Raw genomic sequence first — 26,929 nt, forward strand, 5'->3', positions numbered from 1 at the left:
GCCTGGCTCGGCCGCGGGAGGCCGCGGCGGTGCGGGCGGGGCTCAGCGCTCCGCCTTGCTCTTGTGCCCCCGGCCCCATTGCAGGCCCCAGCCGTACAGCCGGTCCAGTTCGCCCTGGAAGCCGTAGACGAACTTCACCTCGCGGCGGACGATGATCTCGTCCTTGACGTTCTCGATCATCACCACGGCGCAGGACCGCGCCTGCGGATGGCGTTCGTCCAGGCCTATCTCGATGCGGGGGCCGTTGCTCGGGTAGAGCGTGACGATGGCGTGGGTCCGGTCGAAGGCGGGGGTCTGGTCGTAGATGTAGGCGAAGAGCAGCAGGCGCTTGATGGCGTCCTTGTGGTCGAGGTTGACGTAGATCGTCTCGCCGGAGGCCGAGCCGAAGCGGTCGTCGCCGCTGAGCTTGACGTAGGGCGGGGCGTTGACGTCGCCCAGGAAGCCGCCGAGCGGCTGCACCACCCCGCGGGTGCCGTCCTGGAGTTCGTAGAGGCAGCCGAGGTCGAGGTCGACGTTGACCATGCTCTGGCTGTGGCCGACGACCTCGGGGGGCTTGAGCGCCTTGAAGGGGTGCCGCAGCAGGCTCTCCCGCTGGGTGCCCGAGATGTCGGAGGTCCGCATCCGCCAGGAGAGGTTGATGCGGAGGTTGCCGGTCGCCGCGCCCTGCTTGGTCAGGGAGACCTGGCTGTGCCGTTTGGTCAGCTGTATGGAGTTGGTCGCCGCACTGCCCGAGTCGAACTCGGACTCGCGGCCGCGCCACAGCCCGTCCAGGAAGCCCATTCCCGCCCCACCTTCGCGTCACCGCCGACGGGGCGGCCCCGAGGAGTCGTCCTCGTCGGCCGCCCCGCTCAGAGCGTTCCTCGTCCGGACCGGGTTCACACCAGGGGTGCGGGCGCACCGGGGGCGCGCCCGGCCCGGGGATCAGGGGTTTCACACCCCGGAGGAGACCTCCGCCTTCTTCTGGTCGCCGTCTCCCCCGGCCGCGGCGAGCCGCTTGTTGCGGCGCACGGAGGAGAAGAAGGACCAGCCGATCAGGGCGACGCCGACGAGGCCGGTGATGATCTCGTGGATCTCGTACTGGATGGTGACCAGCAGGATCACGGCGAGGGCGCCGATGGCGTAGTGCGCGCCGTGCTCCAGGTAGACGTAGTCGTCGAGGGTGCCCTGGCGGACCAGGTAGACCGTGAGCGAACGGACGTACATGGCGCCGATGCCCAGACCCAGGGCCATCAGGACGATGTCGTTGGTGATGGCGAAGGCGCCGATGACACCGTCGAAGGAGAAGGACGCGTCCAGGACCTCCAGGTAGAGGAACATGAAGAACGCGGCCTTGCCGGCCAGCTTGACGGCCGACTTGGGCTTGCCGGTGCGCGCGGCTTCCTCTTCCTCCTCGTGCTCCCGTTCCTCCTCCTCTTCGAGTTTGTCCTCGAAGTAGCCGGAGAGACCGCCGACGATCATGTAGGTGATCAGGCCCGCGATGCCCGCCAGCAGGACCGTCTCGGCCTTGTCGGCATGGGCGCCGCCGTGCTGGTGGGCGTGGGCGCCGAAGGTGATCGCGGAGACGAGCAGCACGATCAGGGCGATGCAGACCGACAGCATGTCGACCTTGCCGAGCTTGGCCAGCGGACGCTCCAGCCAGGCCAGCCACTTGATGTCCCGGTCCTCGAAGATGAAGTCGAGGAAGATCATCAGAAGGAACATGCCACCGAAGGCGGCGATCGACGGATGGGCGTCCGTCACCAGCTCCTGATAGCGGTCCTTGTCGGTGAGCGCGAGGTCGACGGCCTCGATCGGTCCGAGCTGGGCGCTGATCGCCACGATCACGACCGGGAAGACCAGGCGCATGCCGAACACGGCGATGAGGATGCCGATGGTGAGGAAGATCTTCTGCCAGAAGGCATTCATCTTCTTCAGGATCCCGGCGTTGACCACCGCGTTGTCGAAGGACAGCGAGATCTCCATGATGGAGAGGATCGCGACGATGCCGAAGGCGGTCCACCCCCCGTAGAAGACCGCCGCGACCAGGCCGAGCGCGGTGACCGCGAACGACCAGCCGAAGGTTTTCAGAAGCACTGGCTACCCAATCGTGTGTGTACGGGGCTCCCCCGCGCCGTACTCGGCTTTACGAAACGTTGACTCCGAAGTCTAGAGCGATGCCCCGAAGCCCCGACGCGTACCCCTGCCCCACTGCACGGAACTTCCACTCGCCCTGGTAGCGGTAGAGCTCGCCGAAGATCATCGCGGTCTCCGTGGAGGCGTCCTCGCTGAGGTCGTAGCGGGCCAGCTCCTGGCCGTCGGCCTGGTTGACGACCCGGATGAAGGCGTTGCTGACCTGGCCGAAGGTCTGGCCGCGCTCGTCGGCCATGTGGATCGAGACCGGGAAGACGATCTTGTCGCAGTGGGCCGGCACCTTGGAGAGGTCGACCAGCAGCGACTCGTCGTCGCCGTCACCCTCGCCGGTGAGGTTGTCGCCGGTGTGCTCGATCGAGCCGTCCGGGCTCTTGAGCTGGTTGTAGAAGACGAACCACTCGTCGCCGAGCACCCGGCCGCTGCTGCACACGAGTGCGCTCGCGTCGAGGTCGAAGGGTGCTCCGGTGGTGGAACGCGCGTCCCAGCCGAGCCCGACCAGTACCTGTGTGAGGTTCGGTGCGGCCTTGGACAGGGAGACGTTGCCGCCCTTGGCAAGCGTGACGCCCATGTGATGGTCCCTCCCCGGGTGATGGTTCTTGGGTTTCCTGCGCGTCCGGCGCCGCACGTAAACCGTGCGGCGCCGGACGTGTCGAGACGGTCGCTCAGACGTTCACGCCGAAGTCCTGGGCGATGCCGCGCAGGCCGGAGGCGTAGCCCTGGCCGATGGCACGGAACTTCCACTCCGCGCCGTGGCGGTACAGCTCGCCGAAGACCATGGCGGTCTCCGTGGAGGCGTCCTCGCTCAGGTCGTAGCGGGCGATCTCGGCCTCGCCGGCCTGGTTGACGACGCGGATGAACGCGTTGCGCACCTGGCCGAAGGACTGCTGGCGGTTCTCGGCGTCGTAGATCGAGACCGGGAAGACGATCTTCTCGATGTCGGCGGGGACCGTGGCGAGGTTGATCTTGATCTGCTCGTCGTCGCCCTCGCCCTCACCGGTGATGTTGTCGCCGGTGTGCTCGACCGATCCGTCCGGGCTCTTCAGGTTGTTGAAGAAGATGAAGTGCGCGTCACTGGCGACCTTGCCGCCGCTGTTCAGCAGCAGCGCGCTGGCGTCGAGGTCGAAGTCGGTACCGGTCGTGGTGCGGATGTCCCACCCCAGACCGACGATGACCGCGGTCAGGCCGGGGGCCTCCTTGGTCAGCGAAACGTTGCCGCCCTTGCTGAGGCTGACTCCCACGAGTCCTCCATTGGTGTCCAGGGGCGGGGTGCCCCGTAGTGCGTGGATATCGGATCAACGAGTCGATCCTAGTGACGGGTTCCCGCGCCCCGCAGTCCCCGGAGCCGACGAATCACGTGGTGTCGGCCCGGCGGACGCCGGTCACAGGGCGTCGAGCGCCTTTACGTACTCGGTCAGGTCACGGGCGTCCGGCAGACCGTTGACCACGGTCCAGCGCACGACGCCCTCCTGGTCGATCACGAAGGTGCCGCGGACGGCGCACCCCTTGTCCTCGTCGAAGACGCCGTAGGCGCGCGAGACGTTGCCGTGCGGCCAGAAGTCGGACAGCAGGGGGTACTCCAGGCCCTCCTGCTCGGCGAAGACGCGCAGGGTGTGGATGGAGTCGTTGGAGACGGCGAGCACCTGGGTGTCACGGTCGGCGAACTGCGGCAGGTGGTCGCGCACCTCGCAGAGCTCACCGGTGCACACACCGGTGAAGGCGAAGGGGTAGAAGAGCAGCACGACGTTCTTCCGGCCGCGGAACTCGGACAGCCGGACGGTCGCGCCGTGGTTGTCCTTGAGTTCGAAGTCGGGGGCCTTGTCGCCGACCTGGATCGCCATGTCCCGTTCGTCCCTTCAGCAGGAGGTTTTCCGTGTTGCGCTGGAAACACCCTACGCAGGGACGGTCGCGGACCCGCGGACGGGCCGACAGCGGTCGGCTGCCGGCCCGTCCGGGGTCCGGGGTGTCACGGAGCCCGGCGGGCTACCGCTTGGACTTGGCGGCCTTGGGCGTCGCCAGCCGGCTGCCGCTCCAGTCCTTGCCGACGCTGACGCTCTTGGACGCCGTCAGTCCGGCGGTCGTCGAGGCTTCCGAGATGTCACTGGCCTCGACGTAACCGTCACGGCCGGTCTTCGGCGTGAGAAGGAGGATCGACCCGCCCTCTTCGATGTACGTGGTGGCATCCACCAGCGCATCCGTCAGGTCGCCGTCGTCGTCACGGAACCACAGCACGACGGCATCGGCCACGTCCTCGTAGTCCTCGTCCACCAGCTCGCCCTCGACGGCGCCCTCAATGGCCTCGCGGAGCTCCTGGTCGACGTCGTCGTCGTAGCCGATCTCCTGGACCACCTGCCCGGGCTGGAAACCCAGCCTGGCGGCAGGGTTCGTCCGCTCCTCCGCGTGGTCCGCGGTCGCGCTCACGGGTTGCCTCCTGATCATGTTTCGGTAGATGTCTTCAGCCACGCGCGTGCGCGAAGCTTGGCCGTAGTCCACACGGGCGGGACGGATCGCGCAAGTACCCGGCCTCTGGGACCGCCGAAACGGTGACGATCCCGGCCGTGTCGTCGCAACTCCAGCCATGCCGTCCAGCCCGAAGGTGACGTACACCACACCTATCTGCCCCGTTTGCGTATTTGGGAACCATGTGTGGGTACGAGACTCGAATGAACGTGCCCCCGACCCTCACGGGAGAACCGGTTACCCCACGGTACAGATGACGATCGCCCCCGCGAGGTACACGATGGGGAACCGGCGGGGGAATCGGCGCAGGAACCCGGAAGGAATCCGGGAAAGAAACCCGGCAAGACACCGGAAATACGGCCCTCTGACAGCGAAGGAACAGCGTGGCTTCCGCATCCGATCGCAGTGATCGCAGTCCGATCATCATTGGCGGCCTTCCCAGTCAGGTACCTGACTTCGATCCCGAGGAAACCCAGGAGTGGCTCGACTCCCTCGACGCCGCCGTCGACGAGCGCGGCCGGGAGCGGGCCCGGTACCTGATGCTGCGGCTGATCGAGCGAGCCCGCGAGAAGCGCGTGGCCGTGCCCGAGATGCGCAGCACGGACTACGTCAACACCATCCCGACCAAGAGCGAGCCGTTCTTCCCCGGCAACGAGGAGATCGAGCGCAAGATCCTCAACGCCACCCGCTGGAACGCGGCGGTGATGGTCTCGCGCGCGCAGCGGCCCGGTATCGGCGTCGGCGGTCACATCGCGACCTTCGCCTCCTCCGCCTCGCTGTACGACGTGGGCTTCAACCACTTCTTCCGGGGCAAGGACGAGGGCGACGGCGGCGACCAGGTCTTCTTCCAGGGGCACGCCTCACCGGGCATCTACGCGCGCGCGTACCTGCTGGACCGGCTCAGCGAGGAGCACCTCGACGGCTTCCGCCAGGAGAAGTCCAAGGCGCCGCACGCGCTGTCCTCGTACCCCCATCCGCGGTCGATGCCGGACTTCTGGGAGTTCCCGACGGTCTCCATGGGCCTCGGCCCGATCGGCGCGATCTTCCAGGCCCGGATGAACCGCTACATGCACGCGCGCGGGATCGCGGACACGTCCAAGTCGCACGTGTGGGCCTTCCTCGGCGACGGCGAGATGGACGAGCCGGAGTCGCTGGGCCAGCTGTCCATCGCCGCCCGGGAGGGCCTGGACAACCTGACCTTCGTGGTCAACTGCAACCTCCAGCGCCTGGACGGCCCGGTGCGCGGCAACGGCAAGATCATCCAGGAGCTGGAATCGATCTTCCGGGGCGCCGGCTGGAACGTGATCAAGCTGGTCTGGGACCGCACCTGGGACCCGCTGCTCGCCCAGGACCGCGACGGCGTGCTGGTCAACCGCATGAACACGACCCCGGACGGCCAGTTCCAGACGTACGCCACCGAGTCCGGCGCGTACATCCGCGACCACTTCTTCGGCGACGACCACCGGCTGCGCGCGATGGTCGAGAACATGACCGACGACCAGATCCTGCACCTGGGCCGCGGCGGTCACGACCACCGCAAGATCTACGCGGCGTACAAGGCCGCCCTCGAGCACAAGGGCCAGCCGACGGTCGTCCTGGCCAAGACGATCAAGGGCTGGACGCTGGGCCCCAACTTCGAGGGCCGCAACGCCACGCACCAGATGAAGAAGCTGACGGTCGACGACCTCAAGCGCTTCCGCGACCGGCTGCACCTGCCGATCTCCGACAAGGAGCTGGAGTCCGGTCCGCCGCCGTACTACCACCCGGGCCGGGACACCGAGGAGATGCAGTACATGCACGACCGGCGCCTGGGCTGCGGCGGGTACGTGCCGACCCGCGTCGTCCGCTCGAAGCCGCTCCCCCTGCCGGACGACAAGACGTACGCGACCGTGAAGAAGGGATCGGGGCAGCAGTCCATCGCGACGACGATGGCCTTTGTCCGGCTGCTGAAGGACCTCATGCGGGACAAGGAGATCGGCAAGCGGTTCGTGCTGATCGCGCCGGACGAGTACCGCACGTTCGGCATGGACTCGTTCTTCCCGAGCGCGAAGATCTACAACCCGCTCGGGCAGCAGTACGAGTCCGTGGACCGCGATCTGCTGCTCGCCTACAAGGAGGCGCCGAACGGGCAGATGCTGCACGACGGCATCTCCGAGGCCGGCTGCACGGCCTCGCTGATCGCGGCGGGCTCGGCGTACGCCACACACGGCGAGCCGCTCATCCCGGTGTACGTCTTCTACTCGATGTTCGGTTTCCAGCGCACCGGCGACCAGTTCTGGCAGATGGGCGACCAGTTGGCGCGCGGTTTCGTCCTGGGCGCGACCGCGGGCCGTACGACGCTGACCGGTGAGGGCCTCCAGCACGCGGACGGCCACTCGCAGTTGCTGGCCTCTACCAACCCGGCGTGCGTGGCGTACGACCCCGCCTTCGGGTTCGAGATCGCGCACATCGTCAAGGACGGGCTGCGCCGGATGTACGGCGGGGACGAGCGACACCCGCACGGCGAGGACGTCTTCTACTACCTCACCGTCTACAACGAGCCCATCCGGCACCCGGCCGAGCCCGAGAACGTGGACGTCGAGGGCATCCTCAAGGGCGTGTACCGCTTCAGCGAGGGCACGGGCGGCTCGATCCCGGCGCAGATCATGGCGTCGGGCGTCGCGGTGCCGTGGGCGGTGGAGGCGCAGCGGATCCTCGCCGACGAGTGGAACGTGCGTGCCGACGTCTGGTCGGCGACCTCCTGGAACGAGCTGCGGCGCGAGGCGGTGGCCTGCGAGGAGCACAACCTGCTGCACCCCGAGGAGGAGCAGCGGGTCCCGTACGTGACCCGCAAACTGGCGGGCGCGCAGGGGCCGTTCGTGGCGGTGTCCGACTGGATGCGGTCGGTGCCGGACCAGATCGCGCGCTGGGTGCCGGGGACGTACCAGTCGCTGGGCGCGGACGGGTTCGGCTTCGCGGACACGCGGGGGGCGGCGCGGCGGTTCTTCCACATCGACGCGGAGTCGATCGTGGTGGGCGTGCTGAGCGAGCTGGCGCGGGAGGGGAAGGTCGACCGGTCGGTGCTGAAGCAGGCGATCGACCGGTACCGGCTGCTCGACGTGACGGCGGCGGACCCGGGAGTGGCCGGCGGGGACGCGTAGGGCGGGACGCCGGCCGCCGTGGCCCACGGCGGCCGGTGCCGCACATGGCTCACCCCCGTCCGTGACGGGCGGGGGTGGGGAACATCCGGGCGACAGGTGAAGCCGCCGTACGGCGCTAGAACACGCCGTAGCCCGGAGTCGTCGCTCCGATGAGCCCGATGAGCGCCAGGAGCGTGTCGATGGCCCCCAGGACCAGGGCGACCACGGCCGGGACCGGGCGGGAACCCGCCCAGCTGCGGTCCATCGCGAGCCAGCCGCAGACGATCGCCGCGGGGCCGAGAACGATGCCCAGTGCGAAGAAACCGGCGACCGCGCAGACGACTCCCACGATCGCGAGGGTCGCGCGGTCCGGCCCGGTCCGTGACCACGTCCGGCCACGTGAGCGGGGGTGCCTGCGCGATCCCTGTCCGAAGCTCGCCATCATCAACTCCCTGAACTCTCCGTGGAGTTCGGGTACCCCCGTACGGCGTGTCATGCCTGCTTCGCATGTGCTGCCTGCGCGCCGCCCCCCTCCGGCAGCGCGCCGCAGCCTCTCGCCCTCCGTGCCCTGCGGAGGACTTGACCCACTGTGACCTGCGGTGTCCGGCGGAGGGGAGGGTTCGCGGGCCGCGTCACCCTGATGGACGAACCAGGGTGACGGGGCCGGGAATGCGCGGGCCCGCGGCCTCAAGGGCGCGGATCACGTCAGGGGCGCGGATCAGATGTGTCCGACGCCCGAGCCCGCCTCCGCGTTGTCGCCCCGCTTGGTGAGGAAGGCGACGAACACCGCCACGACCGCGACCCCGGCGGCCACGAGCGAGGCCAGGCTCATGCCGGAGATGAAGGTGTCGTGGGCGACGTTCGCGATCTTCCCGGCGACCTCGGCGGGGGTGCCCTCCGCCACCGGCGGAACGCCGACCCGGACCGCCTCGGACGCCTGGTGCGCCTGTTCCGGCGTCAGCTCGGGCAGGCCCGCGTCCGCCCAGTTGCCCGGGAGGTCGCTGTCGACCTTGGAGGCCATCACGGCGCCCAGCACGGCCGTGCCGAGGCTGCCGCCGATCTGCATCGCCGCCTGCTGGAGTCCGCCGGCCACGCCGGAGAGCTCCATCGGCGCGTTGCCGACGATGACCTCGGTGGCGCCGACCATGACGGGCGCGAGGCCGAGGCCCAGCAGGGCGAACCAGATCGACATCACACCGCTGCCGGTGTCCGTCTCCAGCGTGGAGATACCGAACATGGCGACCGCGGTGCACGCCATGCCGCCGGCCAGCGGGATGCGCGGGCCGACCTTGGTGATCATCGCACCGGCCAGCGGCGAGGCGACGATCATCATGCCGGTGAGCGGCAGCAGGTGCAGACCGGCGTCGACCGGGCTCATGCCGTGGACGTTCTGCAGGTAGAAGGTGACGAAGAACAGGCCGCCCATGAACGCGATGGCCATCAGGACCATCAGGACCACACCGGCCGAGAGCGGCACCGAGCGGAACATCGCCAGCGGGATCAGCGGCTCCTTGACCTTGGTCTCCCAGACGGAGAACAGGGCGAAGCCCACCACCGACCCGCCGATGTACAGCCAGGTCTGGCCGGAGCCCCAGCCCCACTCGGGAGCCTTGATCAGCGCCCAGACGAGCGCGAACATCGAGGCCGACAGCAGCACGATGCCGAGGATGTCGAAGGAGCGCGGCGCGTTCTCGGCCCGGTGGTCCAGCAGGATCATGACGCCGAGTACGACGGCCACGATGCCCACCGGCACGTTGATGAAGAACACGGACTGCCAGTTGACGTGCTCGACCAGCACGCCGCCGAGGATCGGGCCGCCCGCGGTGGAGGCGCCGATGACCATGCCCCAGATGCCGATGGCCATGTTGAGCTTCTCGGCCGGGAAGGTGGCCCGCAGCAGGCCGAGCGCGGCCGGCATCAGCAGCGCGCCGAACAGGCCCTGGAAGACACGGAAGACGATGACCGCCCCGATACTGCCGGACAGTCCGATGGCACCGGAGGAGACCGCGAAGCCCGCCACGCCGATGAGGAAGGTCTGCCGGTGGCCGAAGCGGTCACCGAGCTTGCCCGCGGTGATCAGGGCGACCGCGAGGGCGAGGAAGTAGGCGTTGGTGATCCACTGGACGTCCGCGAGACTGGCGCCCAGATCGCTCTGGATGGCCGGGTTGGCGATCGCCACGATGGTGCCGTCCAGGGCCACCATCATGACCCCGACCGCGACGGTGACGAGGGTGACCCACGGATGGCCGCGCCATCCCTTGGCGGGCGGTGAATCCGTCGGTGCTCCGTCACCCGGTCCCGGCTTGCCGAGCGTGGTCTGACTAGTCATACCGCGAGGCTAATGACAGCCGCTGACAGTTGACAAACCAATTCACGGGTCAGTAACTGACAAGACATCGCCCGTATAGCCTGAACTGCGCAAACCGCACGAAGGAGAGAACTTTTGAAGGTGGTCGACAGTTCGCCGCCGTCGGAGACCGCGGCACCCGCGGCCTCCCGTCCCGGCCTGCGTGAACTCAAGAAGCAGCGCACCCGGGACCTGCTGCTGCGCTCCGCCCTCGAACTGTTCACCGAGCGCGGTTACGAGGAGACGACCGTCGACGACATCGCCGAGGCCGCCGACGTCTCGCAGCGCACCTTCTTCCGCTACTTCGCCTCCAAGGAGGACGCGGCGTTCTTCGTGGCACGGCTCGCGGAGTCGCACTTCATGGAGGCCGTGCTCGCCCGCCCACCCGAGGAGGCGCCCCTGGACGCGCTGCGCCTGGCCCTCACGGAGAGCTGGGGCACCATTGGCGAGGCCGTCGAGCGGCTGGTCCCGCTGGAGCTGCACATGCGCTTCTACCGGGTGGTCGAGTCGACGCCCGCGCTGCTCGCCGCCCACCTGCGGCGCGCCACGGAGCTGGAGGAGCAGATCGCCCGCGTCATCGCGGCCCGCGAGGGGCTCGACCTGGACACGGACCCGCGGCCCCGCGTGGTCGTGGCCGTCTTCGGAGCGGTGATGCGGGTGACCGAACGGATCTGGTCGGCGCGCGACGACGCGAGCCTGGCGGCCCTGCGGGATCTGACGGCCGCTCACCTCGACCAGGTGGCGCCCGCGCTCACCGGGAACTGGCACCGCTCCGAAACGTGATCCGTGTCACTGGATTCACGCGAGACCGTCCCGTTCTCCTAGTGTGTCCTCCCAGTGACTTCCTTCGACACCTCCCCGCAGCTGAACGTCTGGCGCGCCCTGCTCGCCCTGGCCGTGGTGTTCGTGATGCTGGCGACCACCGGCTGGACCGCCCTGCGCGACCAGCGGGGCCCCACGGCACTCGAAGCGTCGGTCACGGCCTGGGAGCACGGCCGGATCGACGGACGGCGGCTGCCCGACGCCCAGGCGGCACCCGCCCGGCTGGCCCGCTTCTTCGCCTCGCTGACCGCCTGGCAGCGCACGAGCCTGGCCCACCGGTACCCCCTGGCCGTCGGCAACATGAACGGCGCCCCCGTCCAGCTGCGCTACCTCGCCAACCGCTCCGCGCTGCAGAAGGCGCGGTCGGTCGAGCGCGCCCGCACGCGCGACGAGCATCTGTCCCCGGCCGGACAGCGCGAGGCCGGCCGGCGGATGCGCAACTACGAGTCGCTGCTCGACCCCGGCCGGCACATCCTCGCCTTCGACCCGGCGGGCTCGGGCAAGGTCGCCGAGGTGTTCGGCGACCTGAACCGCGCCGACCGCGTCTCCGTGGTCGTGCCCGGCGTGGACACCGAACTGCTCACCTTCCAGCGCACCGACCGCAAGAAGTACGCGGCGCCGGTCGGCATGGCCGAGTCGCTGTACGCGGCCGAGCGCGCGGCCAGCCCCGGCACCGGCACGGCCGTGATCGCCTGGGCCGACTACACCTCCCCCAGCGGGCTCGGCATGGAGGCGGCCACCGCGAACCGCGCCGAACACGGGGCCGTACGACTGAACGCGCTGCTGCGGGCGCTGCCCGGCAAGGCCCCCGTCTCCCTCTTCTGCCACAGCTACGGCTCCGTGGTGTGCGGCCTCGCCGCCGGCCGGCTGCCCGGCCGGGTGAGCGACATAGCGGTGGCCGGCAGCCCCGGCATGCGGGCCGAGAACGCCTCCCGCCTGGACACCTCCGCCCGGGTGTGGGCGATGCGGGACGCCGACGACTGGATCCAGGACGTGCCGTACCTGGAGGTCGGCGGCCTCGGGCACGGCGCCGATCCGGTGTCCGCCGGCTTCGGGGCACGGGTGCTGTCCGCGCGGGGCGCCCAGGGGCACGGCGGCTACTTCGTGCCCGGCACGGACAGCCTGCGGAACTTCGCGGGGATCGGTGTTGGCGCATACCGCACGGTCGCCTGCGCCGACGAAGACGACACATGCCGGGCGGGTTTGTCCGCGGCGACGGCGGCCGGACGCGCGTAGAGGCGCAGATACTCCGGTTTGCGCGGGGAGGGGACGGGAAGGCTCGTGCCGCATACGATGAGCCGCATGGGTGACGTACTGGCCGGATTTCATGCCGCCTGGGAGTTCGAGTCCGACTCCGTGCTCATCCGTTACGAACGGGGGATTCGAACACCCAAGCTCTTCCAGGCCCTGGGGGAACGCCGTGTGCCCCTGGAGGCGATCGAGGGCGTGACCCTCGCGCCCGGCAGACGCGGCACCGTCGTGCTGCGCGTCGAACCGCGCGCGGGCGCCGATCCGCTGATCGAGGCGGCGGCCGGACAGCTGAAGGAGAGCGGCGACCCCTACCGGCTGGTGCTGCCCGCCGAACGGGAGACGCTCGCGGAGTACTACGCCGACGAGCTGCGGGCGCTGCTGACCGAGTCCGGCAAGACCGAGCGCTACCTGGTGGCCCCGCCCGAGGCGCCCCTGCAGTTCAAGGCGTACGACGGAAAGGCGTCCTTCGACGGCGACGCGGTGTCGTTCCGGTGGTCGTGGACGGGCGCGTCCTCGGCGAAGTGGAAGGCCGGCGACCAGAGCTTCCCGGTCGCCGGCCTGGGCGGGGTGGAGTGGCGCTCCCCCGAGATGTTCGAGGGGTACCTGCGGCTGCTGCCGCGCGACGCCGACGCCTCGGCCGCCGCAGCCGCGCCGGTCGTCCCGCAGGCCGACCAGGATCCGGCGGCGGTCGTGTTCGGGCTCGGATACGGGCCGGTGCACGAGTCGCTGCCGTTCGCCGCGGCGGTGCTGGCCGCAGTACGGGAACGGAGCGCCTCGGCGCCCGTGCCGGTGTCCGTGCCGGCGCCTCGGCGGGACCCGGCGGACATCGCCGAGCGGATCCGGCATCTCGGGGAATTGCACCAGCAGGGGCTGGTGACGGACGAGGAGTTCTCCTCGAAGAAGGCGGAGTTGCTGGCGGAGCTTTAGCGTCTGCCGGGTTTCTGTTTCGTTTTCGGGTGCGGGCCCGTTGTGGCTGGTCGCGCCCGCGCGGCGGAGCCGCACATCGATGCGGCCCCGCGCCCCTGGGTGTCTCTACTCGCGTCCGGCGGAAGTGAACGTCATGTCCGCGTAGCGGTCCCCCGCCACCTTCTCCGCGATCGGCTCCAGCGACGACAGCTCGTCGTCCGTCAGGACGATGCGGGTCGCCGCCGTGTTCTCCGCCACCCGCGTCGGCTTGCGGGTGCCCGGGATCGGGATCACCGGGAGGCCGTGGACCTGGGCGCGCTGGTGGACCCAGGCCAGGGCGATCTGGCCGAGGGAGGCGCCGTGGGCCTCGGCCACGGCGCGGACCGGGGCGAGGAGCGCCGCGTTGGCCGCCGCGTTGTCGCCGGTGAAGCGGGGCTGCTGGCGCCGGAAGTCGCCGTCCGTGAGGTCCTGCTCGGCGTTGGCGAAGGAGCCGGTGAGGAAGCCCCGGCCGAGCGGCGAGTACGGGACGAGGGCCACGCCCAGTTCGCGGGCGGCCGGCACCACGCCCGCCTCGATGTCCCGGCTGAACAGCGACCACTCCGACTGCACGGCGGCGATCGGGTGCACCGTCCGCGCGGCCCGCAGTTCCTCGCCCGTCACCTCGCTCAGCCCGAGGTGCTTGACCTTGCCCTCGCGGACCAGGTCGGCCATGACGCCGACGGTCTCCTCGATCGGCACGTTCACGTCGCGCCGGTGCATGTAGTAGAGGTCGATGACGTCCAGGTCCAGCCGGCGCAGGCTCGCCTCGACCGCCTCGCGGATGTAGGGCGCGTCGTTGCGGACGATCCGCCTGGTCGGGTCGTCCGGCGGGATCGACAGGGCGAACTTGGTCGCGACGACGACCTCCTCGCGGTGGGCCTTGAAGAACGGCGCCAGGAACCGCTCGTTCTCGCCCGCGCCGTACGCGTCGGCCGTGTCGTAGAGCGTGACGCCCAGTTCCAGCGCCCGTTCCAGGGTCGCGCGGGACGCCTCGGCGTCGGAGGGGCCGTATCCGAAGCTCATGCCCATGCAGCCGAGGCCCTGGGCCCCCACCTCCGGGCCGTCCGTGCCGAGCCTGGCCGTCGGCATACCGCTGTCGGTCATCGGGTGCCCTCCGTGTCACGGGAACGTCCGGCGTCCCCGTAGAAACTGATCTTGCGGTCGAGTACGGCGACGGTGTCCTGGAGCTCGGCGATCCGCGTCAGCACGTCGCGCCGGGTGGACTCCAGCAGTTCCCGCCGGTCGAGGTAGGTGCTCTCGCCCTCGCGCACCAGCTCCGCGTACCGCACCATGTCGGCGACCGGCATGCCCGTCATGCGCAGTTTGCCGACGAAGTCGAGCCAGTCCAGGTCGCGGTTGCTGTAGCGGCGCTGCCCGGTGTGCGAGCGGTCGATGTGGGACATCAGGCCGATCCGCTCGTACCAGCGCAGCGTGTGGGCCGTCAGGCCGGTGAAGGCGACGACCTCGCTGATGGTGTAGTGGTCCTGCCCGTCGGGGCGCGGGTGGCGCCGGGGCGGGGCGGAGCAGATGTCCGTTCTCGTGGCGTTGCTGGTGGCGTTCGGACCGAGGGTCCCGGCCGTGGTCTGCATCACCGTCATGACCTCAACGCTATGACCTTGGAGTGCACTCCAAGCAAGCGCGTCCGGCGGGAAATCCACAGGACACGCGATCCGGCAGGTCGCTAGCGTGCCGGCATGAGCCTCGTACGCCGTGCCGTGGTCGAAGACGCGCAGGAAGTACTCCGCCTCCGACAGGTGATGATCGATTCCATGGACCCCGGTGCTTCCACCGCGTGGCAGGCGGAGTCCCTGTCCGCCCTGCGGACCAGACTGGCGGATCCGGACGGGAGCTTCGCGGCGTTCGTGGTCGACCACCCGGAGCGGCCCGACGCGCTGGCGGCGCTGGTGGTGGGGACGCTGGAGTACCGGATCGGCGGGCCGAACCGTCCGGCGAACGGTCTGATCGGATACGTCTTCAGCGTCGCCACCGACCCGGACGCCCGGCGCCGCGGGTACGCGCGGGCGTGCATGGACGAGCTGCTGGAGTGGTTCCGTGAGCGGGGCGCCGGGCACGTCATGCTCACGGCCTCCCCCGACGCCGAGTCCCTGTACGCGTCGATGGGCTTCACGCGCGACACCACCCCCTCGATGCGGCTGCACCTCTGAGCCGCTTAGGCTCGACGCCATGTCCTTGAACAGCCTCGCGTCGATCGAGAACTGGCCGGTCCCCACCGCGGCGGCGGGCGTCGTACGGGCCGACGGCGCGGCCCTCGGCACCCACGGCCCCGTCGCGCACCGCTTCCCGCTCGCCTCGGTCACCAAGCCGCTGGCGGCCTACGCGGCGCTGGTGGCGTACGAGGAGGGCGCGATCGAGCTGGACGAGCCCGCCGGGCCGCCCGGGGCGACGGTCCGCCATCTGCTCGCGCACACCTCGGGGCTCGCCTTCGACGAGCACCGGGTGACCTCCGCGCCCGGGGAGCGCCGGCTGTACTCCAACGCCGGTTTCGAGCAGCTCGGCGACCACATCGCGAAGGCGGCGGACATGCCGTTCGCCGAGTACGCGCGGCAGGCGGTGCTGGAGCCGCTGGGCATGGCGGACACCTCACTGGACGGCTCCCCGGCGAAGGACGGTGTCTCCACGGTCGAGGACCTGCTCCGCTTCGCCGCCGAGGTGCAGGCGCCCCGGCTGCTGGACCCGCGCACGGTCGCGGAGGCGATGACGGTCCAGTACCCGGGCACGAAGGGCGTCCTGCCGGGCTACGGCCACCAGAACCCCAACGACTGGGGCCTCGGTTTCGAGATCCGGGACGGGAAGTCCCCGCACTGGACGGGCGCCTCGTCCTCGCCCCGTACCTTCGGCCACTTCGGCCAGTCCGGCACGTTCCTCTGGATCGACCCGGACGCCGGGCTCGCCTGCGTCGCCCTCACCGACCGGGCCTTCGGCCCCTGGGCGGTCGAGGCGTGGCCGCCCTTCACGGACGCGGTGCTGGCCGAGGCGGGAAGCCGGTCCTAGGCCATCTCCCACAGCAGCACCTCGGCCCGCGTCACCGCCACCGCGTCCACCCCTTCGGCGTCCGTGACCCGGGCCGCGTCGCCCGCGCCCAGTTCCTCGTCGCCGAGGCGCACTTCGCCGCGCACGACGTGGACGTACACGTACGCCCCGTCCGGCACCGCCGTCCGCTCCCCCGCGGCCAGGCGCCGTACGTGGAGCATCGCGGCCGCCTCCGGGACGGCGTACGGCGTGGAGTCGGCGATGCCGCGGACGATCTCGTAGGCGGGGTCGCCGCCGGGCTCGCGCGGGGCCAGCCACATCTGGACGAAGGTCAGAGGGACGGCGGCGTCGTTGCGTTCGACGTGGCGGACGCCGCCCGCCGCGCTGAGGCGCTGCACGTCACCGGCGCGGACCACCGTCTCGTGACCCGCGCTGTCGCGGTGGGTCAGCTCGCCCTCCACGACCCAGGTGACGATCTCGGTGTGGCTGTGCGGGTGCTCGTCGAAGCCGGCGCCGGGCTCCAGGCGCTCCTCGTTGCAGGCGAGCAGGGCGCCGAAGCGGAGGTTGTCGGGGTCGTAGTGGGGCCCGAAGGAGAAGGCGTGGCGGGAGGCGATGCCCGCGGCCTCGTCGCCTCCGGGGTAGCGCTCGTCGGCGCGGCGTACGTCCATCACGTCGTTCACCGTAGCCCCGGCGGCACACCCGCCCGGCCCGATAAGGCAGTCTTGTCCCCGTGCCCGAACCCGAAACCGGCAAGCCCGACGCCCCCGCCCAGCCCGCCCACTCGCACACCGCGACGCTCAAGCGGCTGGAGCAGTCCTCCGGATCGCTCGCCGCGCAGGCCATCGCGCGCATGGACGAGACGCTGCCGTGGTACCGGGCGATGCCACCGGAGAACCGTTCCTGGATCGGGCTGGTCGCCCAGGCCGGCATCGCCGCGTTCACCGAGTGGTTCCGGCGGCCGGACGCGCCCCAGGCCATCTCCACCGACGTCTTCGGCACCGCGCCGCGCGAGCTGACCCGGGCGATCACGCTGCGGCAGACCGTGGAGATGGTGCGGACCACCATCGAGGTGATGGAGTCCGCGATCGACGAGGTCGCCGCCCCCGGTGACGAGTCGGTGCTGCGCGAGGCGCTGCTCGTGTACGCCCGGGAGATCGCCTTCGCGACCGCCCAGGTGTACGCGCAGGCCGCCGAGGCACGCGGTGCCTGGGACGCGCGCCTGGAGTCGCTGGTGGTGAACGCCGTGCTCAGCGGGGAGGCCGACGAGGGGGCCGTGTCGCGGGCCGCGGCCCTCGGGTGGAACTCGCCGGAGCACGTGTGCGTGGTGCTGGGCACCGCTCCCGACGGGGACTCCGAGCTGACCGTGGAGGCCATCCGGCGGGCGGCCCGGCACGCCAAGCTCCAGGTACTGACCGGGGTGCTCGGGGACCGCCTGGTGGTGATCGCGGGGGGCCGCAACGACCCGCTGGCGGTGGCGAAGTCGCTGATCGGGCCGTTCGCGCAGGGGCCGGTCGTCGCCGGTCCCGTGGTGCCGGACCTGCAGGCCGCGACCCGGTCCGCGCAGGCCGCCGCGGCCGGGCTCAAGGCGTGCACCGCCTGGCAGGACGCGCCGCGCCCGGTGCTCGCCGACGATCTGCTGCCGGAGCGCGCGATCGCCTCGGACCCCTCGGCCCGTGAGCAACTGGTGGAGGAGATCTACAGACCGCTGGAGGAGGCGGGGGCGGCGCTCCTGGAGACGCTCAGCGTCTATCTCGAACAGGCGAGCAGCCTGGAAGGTGCCGCCCGGATGCTCTTCGTTCACCCGAATACCGTGCGCTACCGGCTCCGACGTGTGACTGACGTCACCGGATGGTCGCCCTCTGATGTACGGTCTGCGTTCACACTGCGGATCGCGCTCATCCTGGGGCGTCTGGCCGACGGAGATCCGCAGCTCTAAGATTTTGTGCAGGGTCCACAAAACCCGCCCTTGTTCTTCGTCCCTGTCCCCACGGGCGGTCGTGGCCGTCCTCAAGAGAGAGTGTGAGAGTGCTCGTACTCGTCGCTCCCGGCCAGGGCGCCCAGACGCCCGGCTTCCTGACTGACTGGCTCGCCCTTCCCGGCGCCGCGGACCGCGTCGCCGCGTGGTCCGACGCCATCGGACTCGATCTCGCCCACTTCGGCACCAAGGCCGACGCGGACGAGATCCGAGACACGTCCGTGGCCCAGCCGCTGCTGGTCGCCGCCGGAATCCTCTCCGCCGCGGCACTCGGTGACATGTCCGAGATCGCTCCGGGCGCGGTCGCGGGCCACAGCGTCGGCGAGATCACCGCCGCCGTCTTCGCGGGCGTCCTGGACGACACCGCCGCGCTGACCCTCGTACGCCGTCGCGGTCTGGCCATGGCCGAGGCCGCCGCGGTGACCGAGACCGGCATGTCGGCGCTGCTCGGCGGCGACCCCGAGGTGAGCGTCGCGCACCTGGAGAAGCTCGGCCTGACCCCGGCGAACGTGAACGGCGCCGGTCAGATCGTGGCGGCCGGCACCATGGAGCAGCTGGCCGCGCTGAACGAGGACAAGCCCGAGGGCGTCCGCAAGGTCGTGCCGCTGAAGGTGGCCGGTGCCTTCCACACCCACCACATGGCGCCCGCGGTGGACAAGCTCGCCGAGGCCGCGAAGGCGCTGACGCCGGCCGACCCGAAGGTGACGTACGTCTCCAACAAGGACGGCCGGGCCGTCGCCGCCGGCACCGAGGTGCTGGACCGGCTCGTCGGCCAGGTCGCCAACCCGGTGCGCTGGGACCTGTGCATGGAGACGTTCAAGGAGCTGGGCGTCACCGCGATCATCGAGGTGTGTCCGGGCGGCACGCTGACCGGGCTGGCCAAGCGGGCGCTGCCCGGCGTGAAGACGCTGGCCCTGAAGACCCCCGCCGACCTCGACGCGGCCCGCGAGCTCGTCGCCGAGCACACCCAGGCCTGACAAGGAGCGCGAGAGCATGTCGAAGATCAAGCCCAGCAAGGGCGCCCCGTACGCGCGCATCCTCGGCGTCGGCGGATACCGTCCGACCCGGGTGGTGCCGAACGAGGTGATCCTCGAGAAGATCGACTCGTCCGACGAGTGGATCCGCTCGCGCTCCGGCATCGAGACCCGGCACTGGGCCGGACCCGAGGAGACCGTCGCCGCGATGTCCGTGGAGGCGTCCGGCAAGGCGCTCGCGGACGCCGGGATCGACGCCTCGCGGATCGGCGCCGTGGTCGTCTCGACCGTGTCGCACTTCAGCCAGACCCCGGCCATCGCCACCGAGATCGCCGACCGGCTCGGCACGGACAAGGCCGCGGCCTTCGACATCTCGGCCGGCTGCGCGGGCTTCGGCTACGGCCTGACCCTGGCCAAGGGCATGATCGTCGAGGGCTCGGCCGAGTACGTGCTGGTCATCGGCGTCGAGCGGCTGTCGGACCTGACCGACCTGGAGGACCGTGCCACGGCCTTCCTGTTCGGCGACGGCGCCGGCGCGGTCGTGGTCGGCCCGTCCCAGGAGCCGGCGATCGGTCCGACGGTCTGGGGCTCGGAGGGCGACAAGGCCGAAACGATCAAGCAGACGGTCTCCTGGGACCGCTTCCGGATCGGCGACGTCTCCGAACTCCCCGTCGACTCCGAGGGCAACGTCAAGTTTCCTGCGATCACGCAGGAGGGCCAGGCGGTGTTCCGCTGGGCCGTGTTCGAGATGGCGAAGGTCGCGCAGCAGGCGCTGGACGCGGCCGGGATCAGCCCGGACGACCTGGACGTCTTCATCCCGCACCAGGCCAACGTGCGGATCATCGACTCGATGGTGAAGACACTGAAGCTGCCGGAGCACGTCACGGTCGCCCGTGACATCCGCACCACCGGCAACACCTCGGCCGCCTCGATTCCGCTCGCGATGGAGCGGCTCCTGGCGACCGGCGACGCGAAGAGCGGCGACACCGCGCTCGTCATCGGCTTCGGGGCGGGTCTCGTCTACGCCGCGACGGTCGTTACCCTCCCCTAGGCACTCCGTGCCGGATCACGCGGTCCGGAACGGAGAGCAGCACCGCCCGCCGCCGACGCGGCGGGCCGCCACACCCTCTGGACAACAAAGAAGGAGCGCCATCATGGCCGCCACTCAGGAAGAGATCGTCGCCGGTCTCGCGGAGATCGTGAACGAGATCGCCGGCATCCCGGTTGAGGACGTCCAGCTGGACAAGTCCTTCACCGACGACCTGGACGTCGACTCGCTGTCCATGGTCGAGGTCGTCGTCGCCGCCGAAGAGCGCTTCGACGTCAAGATCCCGGACGAGGACGTCAAGAACCTCAAGACCGTCGGCGACGCGACGAAGTACATCCTCGACCACCAGGCCTGATCTCCCGATACTCGGGCATAACCCGAGTACCGGACAGATCCGGGCAGACTGCCCCGCCACCCGGCGGTGGCGCCGTACGAATCCGTATCCCGTTGGAGAAAGAATTCCCGTGAGCTCGACCAATCGCACCGTGGTCGTCACCGGTATCGGCGCAACCACACCGCTGGGTGGCGACGCAGCCTCGACCTGGGAGGGCCTGGTCGCCGGCAAGTCCGGAGCCAAGCCCCTGGAGCAGGAGTGGGCCGCCGACCAGGCGGTCCGCATCGCCGCGCCGGCCGCCGTCGACCCCTCCGAGGTCATCCCGCGGCCGCAGGCCCGCCGCCTGGACCGCTCGGCGCAGTTCGCGCTGATCGCGGCGCAGGAGGCATGGAAGGACGCCGGGTACGTCGGCAAGGCCGGCGAGAGCGCCGCCGAGGACGGCGCCCACGTCGACCCCGACCGGCTCGGTGCGGTCATCGCCTCCGGCATCGGCGGCGTGACCACGCTGCTCGACCAGTACGACGTGCTGAAGGAGAAGGGCGTCCGCCGCGTCTCCCCGCACACCGTCCCCATGCTGATGCCGAACGGCCCCTCGGCCAACGTGGGCCTGGCCGTGGGCGCCCGCGCGGGCGTGCACACGCCGGTCTCGGCCTGCGCCTCGGGCGCCGAGGCCATCGGCTACGCCATCGAGATGATCCGCACCGGCCGCGCCGACGTCGTCGTCGCGGGCGGCACGGAGGCGGCGATCCACCCGCTGCCCATCGCCGCGTTCGGCAACATGATGGCGATGTCCAAGAACAACGACGACCCGCAGGGTGCCTCGCGCCCCTTCGACACGGCGCGCGACGGCTTCGTCCTCGGTGAGGGCGCCGGCGTCCTGGTCCTGGAGTCCGCCGAGCACGCCGCCGCGCGCGGCGCCCGCGTCTACGCGGAGGCGGTCGGCCAGGGCATCTCCGCCGACAGCCACGACATCGTGCAGCCGGAGCCGGAGGGCCGCGGCATCTCCGCCGCGCTGCAGAACCTGCTGGACCGCAACGACCTGGACCCGGCCGAGATCGTGCACGTCAACGCGCACGCCACCTCGACGCCGGCCGGTGACATCGCCGAGCTGAAGGCGCTGCGCAAGGTCCTCGGCGACGACGTCGACCACATGGCGGTCTCCGCCACCAAGTCGATGACCGGTCACCTCCTCGGTGGCGCGGGCGGCGTGGAGTCCGTGGCGACCGTGCTCGCGCTGTACCACCGGGTGGCGCCGCCGACCATCAACGTGGAGAACCTCGACCCGGAGGCCGAGGCCAACGCGGACATCGTCCGCGGCGAGGCCCGGAAGCTGCCGGTCGAGGGCCGGATCGCCGCGCTGAACGACTCGTTCGGCTTCGGCGGCCACAACGTGGTGCTCGCGTTCCGGTCGGTCTGAGCGACCCCCGTACGCGCGTGAAGGGCCCCCACCGGCCGGTGGGGGCCCTTCACGCGTGCGCGGGGCGGGCGGGGCGTCACACCACCTGGTGCAGCCAGCGGACCGGGGCGCCCTCGCCCGCGTGCCGGAAGGGCTCCAGTTCGTCGTCCCAGGGCTTGCCGAGGAGCTTGGCGAGGTCCGACTCGAGGTCCGTCTCGCCGCGCTGGGAGCGGACCAGGGCGGCACGCAGCCGGTCCTCGGGGATCATGATGTCGCCGTGGATGCCGGTGACGGCGTGGAAGATACCGAGGTCCGGGGTGCAGCTGTAGCGCTCGCCCTCGGCGTTCGCGGAGGGTTCCGCGGTGACCTCGAAACGCAGCAGCTGCCAGCCGCGCAGTGCGGAGGCGAGCTTGGAGGCGATGCCGGACTGGCCCTGCCAGGAGAACTCCGAGCGCCAGGTGCCGGGCGCGGCGGGCTGCCGGATCCAGTCCAGGCCGACCCGGGTGCCGAGCACCCCGGCGATGGCCCACTCGACGTGCGGGCAGAGCGCGCGCGGCGCGGAGTGCACGTACAGGACTCCACGTGTCGTCACCGGAACCTCCGGGCTGAGCGGGACATCTCGGAACGGGTGGAACGGCCGTGACCGGGCGGGCCACGTTCAGGGCGAGGCTACCGTGCGACGGGACAAGGAGTGTGACGTACCGTCGGTCCCGCCGCCGACAAACCTCCGCCATTCACCCGGCAGGACGCTTGTACGGGTGTGAGACGTTGCATCGCCGCCCTCGGGAACCCTGGCGCGGTGTCATGGGTTGAGCACGTTGGAGGCACGAGGCGAGGGGTGGGACCGGTATGCGTCGAGGGACGGACCAGGGGACGCGGTACGGGCGTCGCCGGGCGCGGGTCGCGCTCGCCGTCCTGACCGCCGCCGTCCTGGGCGTGGCGGGCTGCGACGCGTCGGGCGGCGACTCCCCCGCCCCCTCGGACAGCGCGTCCCAGCGGTCGAAGTCCGCCCCGGCCTGGGACACGAGCCCCGCATCGGTGGCCGCCGTGGGCGACTCCATCACCCGCGGCTTCGACGCCTGCGCGGTGCTGTCGGACTGCCCGGAGGTGTCGTGGGCGACCGGCAGCAGCGCGAAGGTCGACTCGCTCGCCGTACGGCTGCTGGGGAAGGCGGACGCGGCCGGGCACAGCTGGAACTACGCGGTGACCGGGGCCCGGATGGCGGATCTGACCGCCCAGGTGACGCGGGCGGCGAAGCGCGATCCGGAACTGGTGGCGGTGATGGCCGGGGCGAACGACGCGTGCCGGTCCACGACCTCGGCGATGACGCCGGTGGCGGACTTCCGGGCCCAGTTCCAGGAGGCGATGGCCACCCTGCGCGAGAAGCTTCCCAAGGCGCAGGTGTACGTGTCGAGCATCCCGGACCTGAAGCGGCTGTGGTCCCAGGGGCGCACCAACGCGCTGGGCAAGCAGGTGTGGAAGCTGGGCCTGTGCCCGTCGATGCTGGGCGACGCGGACTCCATGGACTCGGCGGCGACCCTGCGGCGCAACACGGTGCGCGACCGCGTGGAGGACTACAACGAGGTGCTGCGGGAGGTCTGCGCGAAGGACCGGCGGTGCCGCACCGACGACGGCGCGGTGCACGCGTACCGGTTCGGCACGGACCAGTTGAGCCACTGGGACTGGTTCCACCCGAGTGTGGACGGCCAGGCCCGGCTGGCGGAGATCGCCTACCGCGCGGTCACCGCGAAGAGTCCCTGATCCGGCCGCTGACCTGGGCGTGTCCTAGAGTTCCGCACATGAGCGAACTCTTCGGCACACTGTCCGACGGCACCCCGGTACACCGCTGGACCCTGGAGCGGGCCGGCGTACGGGTACGGGTCCTGTCGTACGGCGGGATCGTGCAGTCGGCCCAGGTGCCGGACCGGGACGGTGACACCGCCGACGTGGTACTGGGGTTCGCGGACCTGGACGGCTATGTGACGCACCCGGAGCCCTACTTCGGCGCGCTGGTCGGGCGGTACGCCAACCGGATCGCGGGCGGGCGCTTCCCGCTGGACGGCCGGACGTACGCGCTGGCGCTCAACGACGGGCCGAACTCGCTGCACGGTGGCGAGCGCGGCTTCGACAAGCGCGTGTGGGACGTGGCGCCGGTCGCGGACGGCGTCCGGCTGAGCCGGGTCTCCCCGCACGGCGAGGAGGGCTTCCCGGGGCGCCTGGAGATGTCGGCGACGTACACGCTGGACGGGTCGGGCGCGCTGCGGATCATGTACGAGGCGGTCACGGACGCGCCGACGGTGCTGAACCCGACGAACCACAGCTACTTCAACCTGGGCGGCTCCGGGCACGCGGGCGGGCACGAACTGCGGCTGGCCGCCTCCCGGATCACGCCGGTCGACGCCCGCCTGATCCCGACGGGCGGCCTCGACGACGTGACGGACACGCGCTTCGACTTCCGGCGGGCGCGCAAGATCGGCTCGGGCTACGACCACAACTTCGTCCTCGACAAGGGCGTGACCGCCGCCGCCGAGGAGGTCGCCGAGCTGTACGACCCGGCGTCGGGGCGGGTGCTCACGGTGGCGACGACCGAGCCGGGGCTCCAGCTGTACACCGCCGACCACCTGGGCGAGCCCTTCGCGCCCGGCGACGGCGTCGCGCTGGAGACCCAGCACTTCCCGGACTCCCCGAACCGGCCCGGCTTCCCGAGCACGGTGCTGCGGCCGGGCGAGGTGTTCCGCTCGGAGACGGTGTACGGCTTCTCGGTACGCCGGTAGGCCGCCCGGAGGCTGAGCCCCGGCCCGGCCGTCAGGTCCCGGACCGGGGCTGTTCACGGGGGACGCGCTCGCGGGCGTCCCGGATCAGACGGTAATCGCCTCGGTGATCCGGCGGTCCGCGATCGGGTGCCCGATCAGGAGTTCGTACGAACCCTTCACAAACGGCCACGAGTCGGTCGGTCACGCGCCATGGCGCGTACCCCTTCCGCCACGCGATACTGCCGCCGTTCCGGCAGCACCCCACGGCGACGGAAGGACCTGGACTCCCTTGTCACCCCTACGTGTTCGGATCGGCGTACTCGGACTGGCCCTGGTGGCGGGACTCGCGGCCCCCACGACGGCGACGGCGGCCGGGGCGGCACCCTGGGCGGGCTCCGCCCCCGCACCGACCGTCGAGGAGCGGCGGCTCGACGGGGACGTGCCCCGGGAGATCCTGCGGCGCTCCGGATTCGCCGCGGTGGCACCGGCGTTCGCCCGGGGGCTCGGGCGCGCGGACTCCTACCGCGAGGCGCGTGCCGTCGTGGCGCACCAGGGCGCGGCGCTGTGGCGGCGGGCGGTGGACCGGGTACAGGGCCGCGGGACGGCCCGCGGGGACCTCAGCCGCGACGACGACCGGCCGCTGTACTGGGCGCGGCTCGGTATGACGCGGGAACTGCGCACCTGGGAGCCCGGGTTCACGCTGGGCGAGCGGCAGCGGGCCGCGCTGCTGACGGAGCTGGAGCGCGCCTCGCGCGGCCAGAGCGACCTCCGGCTGCCGCGCGGCGGACACGGCAAGGGCGTGAAGCGGGTGCTGCTCACCGGCTTCGACCCGTTCACCCTGGACCGGGACATCCGGATCTCCAACCCGTCCGGCGCCGCGGCGCTGGCCCTGGACGGCACGGTGATCGACACCCCGGACGGTCCCGCCCGGGTGGAGACGGCCGTGTTCCCGGTGCGCTGGCGGGACTTCGCCGAGGGGGCGGTGGAGCGGGCGCTGCGGCCGTACCTGCCGCGGGCGGACCTGTTCACCACCGTGAGCCAGGGCCGGGTCGGGCGGTTCGACGTGGAGCGGACAAACGGAGCCTGGCGGGGCGGCTTCCCGGACAACGACAACGTCTCCCGCACGGAGACGGTCCCGGTGGCCGACCCGGCCTCGCAGCCGCAGTGGACGACGACCACGCTGCCGTACGCGGCGATCACGGCCGCGGACACCGGCCGCTTCCCCGTGTACGACAACACGAGCGTGACGGAGATCCCGGCGGGAGGCTCCGAGGCGGTCGTACGGCCCGACGGGCCCACGCCCGGGTCGACGGCCCGGGAGGGCGGCGGCGGGAACTACCTCTCCAACGAGATCGCCTACCGCGTGACGCTGCTGCGGGACCGGCTCGGGCTGCACGGCACGCTGCCGGGCGGGCACGTGCACACACCGGTGCTTCAGTTCGGGGCCGGGAACACCGATCCGGCGACGGGGTCGGTCACCGACCCGGAGTTCGTGCGCAACCGGCTGGACATCGTGGCGCAGACGCGGGCGATCGTGGCCGTGGCGGTCAGTGCCCCGGGGCCCGACCGGGGCTGACCGCCGGGTCGGCGGGGCCGGGCTCGGAGCGGTCGTCGGCGCCGTCGTGGGTCTCCTCGCCCAGCAGTTCCCGGGCGAGGAGCGTGGCGCCCGCGACCGCGCCCGGCATCAGGAACACGGCGACGAACGGCACCAGGAAGGACACGCCCAGCGGGGTGCCGAAGCCCCAGACCAGCATCCTGCGGGAGCGCAGCAGGGCGAGGCGTTCGCGCAGTTCGACCCCGCGGCGCTGGAGGGCTACGGCGGCCAGCTCCTCGGTGAGGAAGAAGCCGGTGACGAAGAAGCCGACCACCGGGACCACGGTCTGGCCGACGACCGGGATGAACCCCAGCGCGAAGAGCAGCACGCCCCAGACCGCGGCGCGGACCAGGATCCGCAGGCTGTCGCGGCCGGAGATCCACAGCTCGCGCCAGAGCGGCAGGCCGGACTCGGGAGCGGTGCCGTCCGGGGAGACGTCCCGGTCGACCCGCTCGGAGAGGGCCTCGTAGAAGGGCTGGCCGACCAGCAGGGTGACCGCGGTGAAGGTGAGCACGGCCAGGAGCAGGGCCAGGGCGAAGAGCACGGCGGTGAGAAAGCCGCGGAAGAGCCCGAGCCAGGGGCTCGACCAGTCGTCGGCGAAGGGGGTCGCCCAGCCGACGAAGTCCTCGCCCCACAGCGCGAGCGCGACCAGCACGCCCACGTACAGGACCAGGGTGATCAGGCCCGGGACGAGTCCGAAGCCGTAGCTCCGGCCGTGCCGGGCCACCCACCGCTGGCCCTTCAGAAGGTGGCCGAACCCCGCCCCAAGATCACGCATGGGCGGCACTCTACC

The 26,929-nt window shown here is 71.1% G+C and carries 27 protein-coding genes; 14 read left to right on the forward strand and 13 right to left on the reverse strand.

What is annotated here, in order from left to right:
* Nucleotides 1-42 precede the first annotated feature (42 nt).
* The 6 genes from ACZ56V_RS05690 to ACZ56V_RS05715 all read right to left on the reverse strand — a co-directional run bounded on the left by ACZ56V_RS05690 (nt 43) and on the right by ACZ56V_RS05715 (nt 4,548).
* On the reverse strand, nt 43-780 hold the full coding sequence (locus ACZ56V_RS05690; RefSeq protein WP_398914156.1) for a Tellurium resistance: 738 nt from the start codon (nt 778-780) through the stop codon (nt 43-45).
* 150 nt (nt 781-930) lie between these two features.
* On the reverse strand, nt 931-2,073 hold the full coding sequence (locus tag ACZ56V_RS05695) for a DUF475 domain-containing protein (protein ID WP_356368592.1): 1,143 nt from the start codon (nt 2,071-2,073) through the stop codon (nt 931-933).
* Nucleotides 2,074-2,122: 49 nt separating this feature from the next.
* Entirely contained in the window at nt 2,123-2,698 is a 576-nt protein-coding gene (locus ACZ56V_RS05700) for a TerD family protein (RefSeq protein ID WP_003976437.1), read from the reverse strand.
* Between the two features lie 94 nt (nt 2,699-2,792).
* A complete protein-coding gene (locus tag ACZ56V_RS05705) occupies nt 2,793-3,368 on the reverse strand; it encodes a calcium homeostasis/redox stress adaptation protein (RefSeq protein ID WP_003976436.1) in 576 nt (191 codons plus the stop codon).
* 141 nt (nt 3,369-3,509) lie between these two features.
* Nucleotides 3,510-3,968 (reverse strand): peroxiredoxin, encoded by a 459-nt coding sequence (locus ACZ56V_RS05710; RefSeq protein WP_398914158.1) that lies wholly within the window; start codon nt 3,966-3,968, stop codon nt 3,510-3,512.
* 142 nt (nt 3,969-4,110) lie between these two features.
* The gene (locus tag ACZ56V_RS05715; RefSeq protein WP_007449195.1) at nt 4,111-4,548 is read right to left on the reverse strand and encodes a DUF3052 domain-containing protein; all 438 of its coding nucleotides are present in this window, start codon (nt 4,546-4,548) and stop codon (nt 4,111-4,113) included.
* Nucleotides 4,549-4,970: 422 nt separating this feature from the next.
* Between ACZ56V_RS05715 and aceE the strand changes: the two genes are divergently transcribed.
* Entirely contained in the window at nt 4,971-7,727 is a 2,757-nt protein-coding gene (gene aceE / locus ACZ56V_RS05720; protein ID WP_356368584.1) for a pyruvate dehydrogenase (acetyl-transferring), homodimeric type, read from the forward strand.
* A 115-nt stretch (nt 7,728-7,842) separates the two neighbouring features.
* Here aceE and ACZ56V_RS05725 read toward each other — a convergent pair whose 3' ends face one another.
* Together ACZ56V_RS05725 and ACZ56V_RS05730 are read right to left on the reverse strand one after the other, a co-directional pair.
* A complete protein-coding gene (locus ACZ56V_RS05725) occupies nt 7,843-8,151 on the reverse strand; it encodes a small hydrophobic protein (RefSeq protein WP_468940435.1) in 309 nt (102 codons plus the stop codon).
* 273 nt (nt 8,152-8,424) lie between these two features.
* Entirely contained in the window at nt 8,425-10,035 is a 1,611-nt protein-coding gene (locus ACZ56V_RS05730; protein WP_398914161.1) for an MFS transporter, read from the reverse strand.
* A gap of 120 nt (nt 10,036-10,155) precedes the next feature.
* On the opposite strand from ACZ56V_RS05730, the gene ACZ56V_RS05735 reads away from it, so the two are divergent.
* The 3 genes from ACZ56V_RS05735 (at nt 10,156) to ACZ56V_RS05745 (ending at nt 13,053) form a co-directional block, all read left to right on the forward strand.
* Nucleotides 10,156-10,836: a TetR family transcriptional regulator gene (locus ACZ56V_RS05735; RefSeq protein ID WP_468940438.1), complete on the forward strand. Its 681-nt coding sequence runs from the start codon at nt 10,156-10,158 to the stop codon at nt 10,834-10,836.
* Nucleotides 10,837-10,890: 54 nt separating this feature from the next.
* A complete protein-coding gene (locus tag ACZ56V_RS05740) occupies nt 10,891-12,111 on the forward strand; it encodes an alpha/beta hydrolase family protein (RefSeq protein ID WP_398914164.1) in 1,221 nt (406 codons plus the stop codon).
* A gap of 66 nt (nt 12,112-12,177) precedes the next feature.
* Nucleotides 12,178-13,053 (forward strand): DUF4429 domain-containing protein, encoded by an 876-nt coding sequence (locus tag ACZ56V_RS05745; RefSeq protein ID WP_356368572.1) that lies wholly within the window; start codon nt 12,178-12,180, stop codon nt 13,051-13,053.
* Between the two features lie 105 nt (nt 13,054-13,158).
* On the opposite strand, the gene ACZ56V_RS05750 is transcribed toward ACZ56V_RS05745, so the two are convergent.
* Both ACZ56V_RS05750 and ACZ56V_RS05755 read right to left on the reverse strand, forming a co-directional pair.
* Nucleotides 13,159-14,175 (reverse strand): aldo/keto reductase, encoded by a 1,017-nt coding sequence (locus tag ACZ56V_RS05750; RefSeq protein WP_468939596.1) that lies wholly within the window; start codon nt 14,173-14,175, stop codon nt 13,159-13,161.
* Nucleotides 14,172-14,669, reverse strand: a complete 498-nt coding sequence (locus tag ACZ56V_RS05755; RefSeq protein ID WP_198601300.1) for a MerR family transcriptional regulator — start codon at nt 14,667-14,669, stop codon at nt 14,172-14,174. The genes ACZ56V_RS05750 and ACZ56V_RS05755 overlap by 4 nt, the downstream gene beginning before the upstream one ends.
* 96 nt (nt 14,670-14,765) lie before the next feature.
* On the opposite strand from ACZ56V_RS05755, the gene ACZ56V_RS05760 reads away from it, so the two are divergent.
* Together ACZ56V_RS05760 and ACZ56V_RS05765 are read left to right on the forward strand one after the other, a co-directional pair.
* Nucleotides 14,766-15,236, forward strand: a complete 471-nt coding sequence (locus ACZ56V_RS05760) for a GNAT family N-acetyltransferase (RefSeq protein WP_356368565.1) — start codon at nt 14,766-14,768, stop codon at nt 15,234-15,236.
* 19 nt (nt 15,237-15,255) lie between these two features.
* Nucleotides 15,256-16,083: a serine hydrolase domain-containing protein gene (locus tag ACZ56V_RS05765; protein WP_398914169.1), complete on the forward strand. Its 828-nt coding sequence runs from the start codon at nt 15,256-15,258 to the stop codon at nt 16,081-16,083.
* Here the strand turns inward: ACZ56V_RS05765 and ACZ56V_RS05770 are convergent.
* Nucleotides 16,080-16,730, reverse strand: coding sequence for a pirin family protein (locus tag ACZ56V_RS05770; RefSeq protein WP_104630985.1), 651 nt, complete (start codon nt 16,728-16,730; stop codon nt 16,080-16,082). The two genes, ACZ56V_RS05765 and ACZ56V_RS05770, sit on opposite strands and share 4 nt — an antisense overlap.
* A gap of 62 nt (nt 16,731-16,792) precedes the next feature.
* On the opposite strand from ACZ56V_RS05770, the gene fasR reads away from it, so the two are divergent.
* From fasR to ACZ56V_RS05795, 5 genes are all read left to right on the forward strand, one after another.
* On the forward strand, nt 16,793-17,998 hold the full coding sequence (gene fasR, locus ACZ56V_RS05775; RefSeq protein ID WP_356368559.1) for a fatty acid biosynthesis transcriptional regulator FasR: 1,206 nt from the start codon (nt 16,793-16,795) through the stop codon (nt 17,996-17,998).
* An 89-nt stretch (nt 17,999-18,087) separates the two neighbouring features.
* Complete coding sequence (locus tag ACZ56V_RS05780) at nt 18,088-19,014, forward strand: ACP S-malonyltransferase (protein ID WP_398914171.1); 927 nt, start codon at nt 18,088-18,090, stop codon at nt 19,012-19,014.
* 16 nt (nt 19,015-19,030) lie between these two features.
* Nucleotides 19,031-20,062 (forward strand): ketoacyl-ACP synthase III, encoded by a 1,032-nt coding sequence (locus ACZ56V_RS05785; RefSeq protein WP_356368553.1) that lies wholly within the window; start codon nt 19,031-19,033, stop codon nt 20,060-20,062.
* Nucleotides 20,063-20,165: 103 nt separating this feature from the next.
* Nucleotides 20,166-20,414 (forward strand): acyl carrier protein, encoded by a 249-nt coding sequence (locus ACZ56V_RS05790; protein WP_052842858.1) that lies wholly within the window; start codon nt 20,166-20,168, stop codon nt 20,412-20,414.
* A 109-nt stretch (nt 20,415-20,523) separates the two neighbouring features.
* Nucleotides 20,524-21,810, forward strand: a complete 1,287-nt coding sequence (locus ACZ56V_RS05795) for a beta-ketoacyl-[acyl-carrier-protein] synthase family protein (protein ID WP_467377839.1) — start codon at nt 20,524-20,526, stop codon at nt 21,808-21,810.
* Nucleotides 21,811-21,886: 76 nt separating this feature from the next.
* On the opposite strand, the gene ACZ56V_RS05800 is transcribed toward ACZ56V_RS05795, so the two are convergent.
* Nucleotides 21,887-22,381, reverse strand: coding sequence for a DUF3145 domain-containing protein (locus ACZ56V_RS05800; protein ID WP_104630990.1), 495 nt, complete (start codon nt 22,379-22,381; stop codon nt 21,887-21,889).
* A 257-nt stretch (nt 22,382-22,638) separates the two neighbouring features.
* Here ACZ56V_RS05800 and ACZ56V_RS05805 point away from each other — a divergent pair, with 257 nt between their 5' ends.
* The 3 genes from ACZ56V_RS05805 (at nt 22,639) to ACZ56V_RS05815 (ending at nt 26,118) form a co-directional block, all read left to right on the forward strand.
* Nucleotides 22,639-23,550 (forward strand): SGNH/GDSL hydrolase family protein, encoded by a 912-nt coding sequence (locus ACZ56V_RS05805; RefSeq protein ID WP_468939603.1) that lies wholly within the window; start codon nt 22,639-22,641, stop codon nt 23,548-23,550.
* A gap of 38 nt (nt 23,551-23,588) precedes the next feature.
* Nucleotides 23,589-24,563: an aldose epimerase family protein gene (locus tag ACZ56V_RS05810; protein WP_468939606.1), complete on the forward strand. Its 975-nt coding sequence runs from the start codon at nt 23,589-23,591 to the stop codon at nt 24,561-24,563.
* 268 nt (nt 24,564-24,831) lie between these two features.
* The gene (locus tag ACZ56V_RS05815; protein ID WP_468939609.1) at nt 24,832-26,118 is read left to right on the forward strand and encodes a pyroglutamyl-peptidase I; all 1,287 of its coding nucleotides are present in this window, start codon (nt 24,832-24,834) and stop codon (nt 26,116-26,118) included.
* Here the strand turns inward: ACZ56V_RS05815 and ACZ56V_RS05820 are convergent.
* Nucleotides 26,090-26,914 carry an EI24 domain-containing protein gene (locus tag ACZ56V_RS05820; protein WP_467377848.1) on the reverse strand — a complete coding sequence of 275 codons (825 nt, stop codon included), beginning with the start codon at nt 26,912-26,914 and terminating at the stop codon, nt 26,090-26,092. The two genes, ACZ56V_RS05815 and ACZ56V_RS05820, sit on opposite strands and share 29 nt — an antisense overlap.
* Nucleotides 26,915-26,929: the final 15 nt, after the last annotated feature.

The organism is Streptomyces sp. NPDC034099, assembly GCF_055575415.1.

What these genes read in the sequence shown, in the direction of transcription:
- ACZ56V_RS05785 (WP_356368553.1), top strand. Translation starts at nt 19,031, where the DNA reads ATGTCGAAGATCAAGCCCAGCAAGGGCGCCCCGTACGCGCGCATCCTC.
- ACZ56V_RS05765 (WP_398914169.1), top strand. Translation starts at nt 15,256, where the DNA reads ATGTCCTTGAACAGCCTCGCGTCGATCGAGAACTGGCCGGTCCCCACC.
- ACZ56V_RS05760 (WP_356368565.1), top strand. Translation starts at nt 14,766, where the DNA reads ATGAGCCTCGTACGCCGTGCCGTGGTCGAAGACGCGCAGGAAGTACTC.
- ACZ56V_RS05690 (WP_398914156.1), bottom strand. Translation starts at nt 780, where the DNA reads ATGGGCTTCCTGGACGGGCTGTGGCGCGGCCGCGAGTCCGAGTTCGAC.
- ACZ56V_RS05710 (WP_398914158.1), bottom strand. Translation starts at nt 3,968, where the DNA reads ATGGCGATCCAGGTCGGCGACAAGGCCCCCGACTTCGAACTCAAGGAC.
- ACZ56V_RS05745 (WP_356368572.1), top strand. Translation starts at nt 12,178, where the DNA reads ATGGGTGACGTACTGGCCGGATTTCATGCCGCCTGGGAGTTCGAGTCC.
- ACZ56V_RS05700 (WP_003976437.1), bottom strand. Translation starts at nt 2,698, where the DNA reads ATGGGCGTCACGCTTGCCAAGGGCGGCAACGTCTCCCTGTCCAAGGCC.
- ACZ56V_RS05750 (WP_468939596.1), bottom strand. Translation starts at nt 14,175, where the DNA reads ATGACCGACAGCGGTATGCCGACGGCCAGGCTCGGCACGGACGGCCCG.
- ACZ56V_RS05730 (WP_398914161.1), bottom strand. Translation starts at nt 10,035, where the DNA reads ATGACTAGTCAGACCACGCTCGGCAAGCCGGGACCGGGTGACGGAGCA.
- ACZ56V_RS05810 (WP_468939606.1), top strand. Translation starts at nt 23,589, where the DNA reads ATGAGCGAACTCTTCGGCACACTGTCCGACGGCACCCCGGTACACCGC.
- ACZ56V_RS05770 (WP_104630985.1), bottom strand. Translation starts at nt 16,730, where the DNA reads ATGGACGTACGCCGCGCCGACGAGCGCTACCCCGGAGGCGACGAGGCC.
- ACZ56V_RS05725 (WP_468940435.1), bottom strand. Translation starts at nt 8,151, where the DNA reads ATGATGGCGAGCTTCGGACAGGGATCGCGCAGGCACCCCCGCTCACGT.
- ACZ56V_RS05820 (WP_467377848.1), bottom strand. Translation starts at nt 26,914, where the DNA reads ATGCGTGATCTTGGGGCGGGGTTCGGCCACCTTCTGAAGGGCCAGCGG.
- ACZ56V_RS05755 (WP_198601300.1), bottom strand. Translation starts at nt 14,669, where the DNA reads ATGACGGTGATGCAGACCACGGCCGGGACCCTCGGTCCGAACGCCACC.
- ACZ56V_RS05805 (WP_468939603.1), top strand. Translation starts at nt 22,639, where the DNA reads ATGCGTCGAGGGACGGACCAGGGGACGCGGTACGGGCGTCGCCGGGCG.
- ACZ56V_RS05790 (WP_052842858.1), top strand. Translation starts at nt 20,166, where the DNA reads ATGGCCGCCACTCAGGAAGAGATCGTCGCCGGTCTCGCGGAGATCGTG.